Genomic DNA, 6,000 nt, shown 5'->3' with positions numbered 1-6,000 from the left:
TGCTTTTCTTTTTACGCTTTCATCTTCAACGCTCTGAGGATGGCGTATTTATGTCGCCATCAGGTCGCGAGCGGCCTGAATCGCTATTACTGCTTGATGACCAGCTTCAGGTCAACCGGATATTTAGCCTGAACCTTCTCGCCCTTCAGTACCTTATCCGCAATATCAACGCCTTTCGCGCCAATCTGATCCGGTAACTGAGCGATGGTCGCAGCCAGTTTGCCATCATTTACCGCTTTTTCGCCATCAGGCGTGCCGTCAAATCCAACCACCATCACATCAGATTTACCCGCCGTTTGCAGAGCACGCAGCGCGCCCAGTGCCATTTCATCGTTCTGAGCAAATACGGCCTGCACATCAGGATGCGCGGTCAGCAGGTTCTGCATAACGTTCAGACCTTTGGTACGGTCGAAATCTGCCGGCTGGCTAGCCAGCACGTTAAATTTGTGTGCCGCAACGGCCTGCTGGAAACCTTCGCCACGCTCACGCGCCGCCGATGTTCCGGCAATACCCTGCAGTTCGATAACTTTCGCACCTTCGCCTGCTTTCTTCGCGATGTAGTCACCGGCAATTTTACCGCCCAGCACGTTATCAGACGCAATATGGCTGACAACGTCCCCTTTGGTTGCCTGACGGTCCAGGGTGATCACCGGAATTTTCGCCTGGTTAGCCATCTTCACGGCATTACCCACGGCATCGGAGTCGGTTGGGTTAATCAGCAGAATTTTGGTTCCACGCACGGTTAAGTCCTGAACGTTCGCCAACTCTTTCGCCGGGTTGTTCTGCGAGTCCAGAATCACCAGGTTATAACCCAGCTTATCGGCTTCTTTTTGCGCCCCATCCTTCAGAGAGACAAAGAACGGGTTGTTAAGGGTAGAGACCACCAGCGCAATGGTATCTTTTGCCATCGCATTCGCGCTCACGGTGGCACTCAGCGCAACAGCAGAAACCAGGGTAGCCAGTTTTTTCATGTTCATATTTAAGATGTCCTGTAGTCGTTGTTACTGCTTTTTGTTGTCTACCAGTACCGCCAGCAAAATGACCACTGCTTTAACGATCATCTGGTAATAGGAGGAAACACCTAACAAATTCAAACCATTATTGAGGAAACCGAGAATCAGTGCGCCGATCAGCGTACCAACAATACGTCCTTTACCGCCAGCCAGGCTGGTGCCGCCTAATACCACCGCCGCGATAGCATCCAGTTCATAGCCGGTACCCGCCGTCGGTTGCGCTGAGGAGAGACGCGCCACTTCGATGATGCCCGCCAGAGAAGCCAGCAGCCCACAGAGTGAATAAACGATAATTTTGATCTTATTGACGCTGATACCGGACAGACGCGTTGCCGCTTCGTTACCGCCCAGCGCATAAATATATCGACCCAGACGGGTATGGTGCAGCATGTACCACGCGGCCAGGAAGACAATCCCCATGATCCATACTGGCGTAGGGACGCCTAACGGACGACCAATACCAAACCAGCCAAACAGATCGGCATTGTCGGTAAAGCCGGTGTTTACCGGACTGCCGTTGGTGTACACCATGGTGACGCCGCGCAGCAGCAGCATCATCACCAGCGTGGCGATAAACGCCTGCACGCGGCCTTTTGCCACAATAACGCCAGTCACGGCACCAACCGCCGCACCTAACGCCAGCGCAGCGGCAACGGCCACCAACGCGTTGACTTCAAGACCCACAATCGAAGCAGCAACGGCACCGGTAAGCGCCAGTAGCGAACCCACAGACAGATCGATACCCGACGTCAGAATAACCAGCGTCATACCAACGGCCATGATGGCGTTAACCGACGTTTGCTGGAGAATGTTGAACAGGTTATTAACGGTAAAAAAGTTGGGGCTCATGGTGGAAACAATCGCGATCAGCACTAACAGAGCGATGAGCGACTTTTGCTCCAGAAGCCATGCTTTAGTGAAATAACGGCGACCAGAAACAGCCTGGGTAGTCATCTTTTTTACTCCTGATTCACGCGATTAAGCTTGCCCACAGCGGCAGCCATTAATACTTCCTGAGTGGCCTGCTCGCGAGTGAATTCACCGCCGAGATGCCCTTCATGCATGACGATAATGCGATCGCTCATGCCCAATACTTCTGGCATCTCCGAAGAGACCAGAATGATGCTCAGCCCATCAGCCTTAAACTGGTTGATTAGCTGGTAAATCTCTTTTTTAGCCCCAACGTCCACGCCGCGCGTGGGTTCATCGAGGATCAGCACTTTGGGCCGGGTCATCAAACCACGCGCAATCGCCACTTTTTGCTGATTGCCACCGGAGAGCAGGCCGATTGCCTGTTCCATCGAGGGCGTTTTCACATTGAACAGACGGATAAAATCGCCCACCGCCTGCTGCTCATCTTTGTGTTTCAGACTGCCGCCCGCACGGCTGAAGTAACGCAATGCGGTCAACGACATGTTGTCTTTCACCGACATGCCCAGCACTAAGCCGTCGCGTTTGCGGTCTTCAGAAATATAGACGATGCCGTTGGCCAGCCCATCCTGTTCAGAACGCGTAACCACTTCATGCCCGTCAAGCGTGACGTAACCACTGGTGCGCGGCAGCGCGCCGTATAGCACTTTCATCAATTCGGTACGTCCGGCACCCATCAGACCCGACACGCCAAGGATCTCACCTTTACGCAGCGTGAATGACACATCACGCACTCCAGGGCCGCACAAGTTATCGACCTTCAGGCGCACATCGCCAGGCGCTTTATCCAGCCGCGGGTACTGATCTTCCAGCTTACGTCCCACCATCATTTCAATGAGTGAATCTTCGGTCAGTGAGGCCACTTCACGTTCGGCAATAAACTGCCCATCACGGAACACCGTCACATCATCACAAATTTCGAAAATCTCTTTCATGCGGTGAGAAATATAGACAATGCCGCGTCCCTGAGATTTCAGTTCACGGATCACGCGGAACAGGGATTCGGTTTCGGTATCCGTCAACGCATCCGTCGGTTCATCCATAATGATGACCCGGGATTCAAAGCTCAGCACTTTGGCGATTTCAACCATCTGCTGATCGCCAATCGATAGCTCACCGACCAGCTTGTCGCTTTTAAAACGCAGATTAAGTTTAGCCAGCAACTGGTCTGCTTCGGCATACATCGTCTTCCAGTCGATTTTGCCAAAGCGATTCACAAACTCACGGCCGAGGAAAATGTTCTCGGCGATGGTGAGTTGCGGGATCAGGTTCAGTTCCTGGTGAATGATGCCGATCCCTGCTTCCTGAGAGGATTTAGGACCGTTAAAGGTGGTTTCTTTCCCCAGCCACAATAACGAACCGGCATCACGAGTGTAAATACCAGTCAGGACTTTCATCATGGTGGATTTGCCCGCGCCGTTTTCGCCCACCAGCGCCATAACGCGGCCGGAGTAAACATTCAACGCGGCGCCGGATAGCGCTTTAACGCCCGGGAACGCTTTATCGATCCCTTTGAGTTGCAGTAGTGCGTTCATGATGGCCTCAGAACGTGACGCCAGCACAAAGAATGATATTCGCATACGGAGAACATTCTCCGCTGCGAATTACCGCCTGACTGCCTGCGGTTTGTTTTTTGAATTGTTCATGCGTGGTGTAACGAATTTCTATGGTATTTCCCTGGTGTTGTTGCAGTTGCTCAATGTGGCTGAGCAACGTTTCGTGGAGTTGCGGATTATGTTGTTTGATTTCCGTCGCGAGAATGGCCGACTCGACCTGCATTTCACGCGTGACCACATCCAGTACCTGCATAAAAGAAGGTACGCCCTGGGTTAATGCCATATCGATACGCGTAGTACTATTTGGGATGGGTAAACCCGCATCACACACCACCAGCGTATCGGTATGCCCCAGACGGGAGATCACCGATGAAATTTCAGAGTTGAGTACCGTGCCTTTCTTCATTTTCTTTCCCCACTAGCGAAACGTTTCGCTGGTGATAAGTTTAGTCTGAAGAATGCACATAAAACCACCATGACGTTACGAAAATGTGATCGTCATCGAAACGTTTCGCAAGCCGTATCATCAGAAGAAAGGAAAATGTGAGGGGGAAAACAAAACGCCCCCTTTCATGAAGAAAGAGGGCGTCGGTAACGTTAAATCTCGACCTGCGTCCCGAGTTCAATCACCCGGTTAGGTGGGATCTCAAACTGGTCCGGTGCACGTAGCGCATTGCGCTGCAACAGCAGATACAATTTGCCGCGCAGGCGTAAATACCACGGACGTTTGCCGACAATCAGCGACTCGTGCGACATGAAGAACGAGGTTTCCATCATCCGACAGCTTAGGCCTTCCAGCCCGCAGCGATGGAACACTTCCTCTACGTTTGGTGTTTCGCGCCAGCCGTAGCTGGCCACCACGCGCCAGAAGGTCGGCGACAGCTGCTCAATTTGCACCCTACGCACATTATGAACATACGGTGCATCTTCTGTACGCAGCGTCAGCAGGATCACGCGTTCATGCAGCACCTTGTTATGTTTGAGGTTATGCATAAGCGCAAACGGGATGACATTCATGGCACGGGACATATACACCGCTGTGCCAGGCACGCGTACCGGCGGCGATTTCTCCAGAGAAGCAATCATCGCCTCCAGAGAATTACCGTGTTCATGCATACGACGCAGCAGACGGAAGCGCTCGCTTTTCCAGGTGGTCATGATGGTGAACATCACCAGACCCAGCGTCAGCGGCAGCCAACCACCAGAAATCAGCTTATCAAGGTTCGCGGAGAACAGCGGGATATCAATGCACAGGAAGGCCACCAGAATCAGGAACACAAAGTATTTATTCCAGTGCCAGTTTTTGCGCGCCACGGTTGTCGACAGAATAGACGTCAGCACCATCGTCCCCGTCACCGCAATACCGTACGCGGCGGCCAGGTTACTGGAGTGCTCAAAGCTGACGATCACAATCACCACGGCGATGTACAGCATCCAGTTGACGAACGGAATATAGATTTGCCCTGACTCCATCTCTGAAGTATGGATGATACGCATCGGCGACAGATATCCCAGACGTACCGCCTGCCGCGTCAATGAGAATACGCCAGAGATCACCGCCTGCGAGGCAATAACCGTGGCCAGCGCGGCAAGGATCAGCAGGGGAATCAACGCCCAGTCCGGTGCCAGCAGGAAGAACGGGTTTTTGATCGCTTCCGGATGTTTTAACAGCAATGCACCCTGGCCAAAATAGTTCAGCACCAGCGAAGGTAACACTACAGAGAACCACGCCAGGCGAATGGGGAACTTACCAAAGTGGCCCATATCCGCGTACAGCGCTTCAACGCCGGTGATCGACAGCACCACCGCGCCCAGCGCAATAAACGACAGCGTTTTATATTCGAGGAAGAAATGCACCGCCCACATTGGGTTTAACGCCTGCAGCACTTCCGGGTTAGCAATAATGCTACGTACGCCCAACACCGCCAGCACCAGGAACCAAACCAGCATAATAGGTGCAAAAAGCTTACCCACGGTACCAGTACCGTGCTTTTGAATCATAAACAGCAGTGTCAGGACAATAATAGAGAGCGGAACAATCCAGGTATCCAGTTGCGGTGCCACGATCTCCAGACCTTCGATCGCCGACATCACCGAAATGGCCGGCGTAATCACCACCTCACCATAGAAGAAGCTGCCGCCTATCAACCCCATAATGACCAGCATTGAGGTCGTTCGCGCCGACGTATTACGCCCGGCCAGTGACATTAGCGTCAGGATCCCGCCTTCTCCGGCGTTATCTGCACGCATGACAAACGTCAGGTACTTGATGGAGACAACAAAGATCAGCAGCCAGAAAATCAGCGAGAGAAAACCAAACACGGCATCACGTTCAACGCCAAAACCGAACTGCCCAGACAAACATTCACGGAGTGTATAAAGTGGGCTGGTACCAATATCACCGTAGACAACCCCAATCGCTGCAAGGGTAATCGCAGACAATGATTGCTTATTATCAGTGCTCATAGACTCGTCTTTCGTTTATACACGTCATTCTTCAG

At 52.5% G+C, this 6,000-nt stretch carries 5 protein-coding genes; all 5 read right to left on the bottom strand.

Going from position 1 to position 6,000, the window contains the following annotated elements; translation table 11 throughout:
* Positions 1-86: 86 nt before the first annotated feature.
* The 5 genes from rbsB to kup all read right to left on the bottom strand — a co-directional run bounded on the left by rbsB (position 87) and on the right by kup (position 5,965).
* On the bottom strand, positions 87-977 hold the full coding sequence (gene rbsB, locus FDW95_RS12340) for a ribose ABC transporter substrate-binding protein RbsB (RefSeq protein ID WP_096758967.1): 891 nt from the start codon (positions 975-977) through the stop codon (positions 87-89).
* Between the two features lie 24 nt (positions 978-1,001).
* Entirely contained in the window at positions 1,002-1,967 is a 966-nt protein-coding gene (gene rbsC / locus FDW95_RS12335; RefSeq protein ID WP_096758968.1) for a ribose ABC transporter permease, read from the bottom strand.
* 5 nt (positions 1,968-1,972) lie between these two features.
* Positions 1,973-3,478: a ribose ABC transporter ATP-binding protein RbsA gene (gene rbsA, locus FDW95_RS12330; RefSeq protein WP_115259867.1), complete on the bottom strand. Its 1,506-nt coding sequence runs from the start codon at positions 3,476-3,478 to the stop codon at positions 1,973-1,975.
* Between the two features lie 7 nt (positions 3,479-3,485).
* Complete coding sequence (gene rbsD, locus FDW95_RS12325; protein ID WP_115259868.1) at positions 3,486-3,905, bottom strand: D-ribose pyranase; 420 nt, start codon at positions 3,903-3,905, stop codon at positions 3,486-3,488.
* Positions 3,906-4,096: 191 nt separating this feature from the next.
* Positions 4,097-5,965, bottom strand: a complete 1,869-nt coding sequence (gene kup / locus FDW95_RS12320) for a low affinity potassium transporter Kup (RefSeq protein ID WP_115259869.1) — start codon at positions 5,963-5,965, stop codon at positions 4,097-4,099.
* Positions 5,966-6,000: the final 35 nt, after the last annotated feature.

It is taken from the genome of Citrobacter sp. wls718 (genome assembly GCF_005280945.1).
Lineage (GTDB): Bacteria > Pseudomonadota > Gammaproteobacteria > Enterobacterales > Enterobacteriaceae > Citrobacter > Citrobacter gillenii.
This window is presented reverse-complemented; position numbering and strand designations above follow the sequence as displayed.

Bases quoted from the DNA above. Each gene is read 5' to 3' on its own strand.
- rbsA (WP_115259867.1), bottom strand. From the start codon at position 3,478: ATGAACGCACTACTGCAACTCAAAGGGATCGATAAAGCGTTCCCGGGC.
- kup (WP_115259869.1), bottom strand. From the start codon at position 5,965: ATGAGCACTGATAATAAGCAATCATTGTCTGCGATTACCCTTGCAGCG.
- rbsC (WP_096758968.1), bottom strand. From the start codon at position 1,967: ATGACTACCCAGGCTGTTTCTGGTCGCCGTTATTTCACTAAAGCATGG.
- rbsD (WP_115259868.1), bottom strand. From the start codon at position 3,905: ATGAAGAAAGGCACGGTACTCAACTCTGAAATTTCATCGGTGATCTCC.
- rbsB (WP_096758967.1), bottom strand. From the start codon at position 977: ATGAACATGAAAAAACTGGCTACCCTGGTTTCTGCTGTTGCGCTGAGT.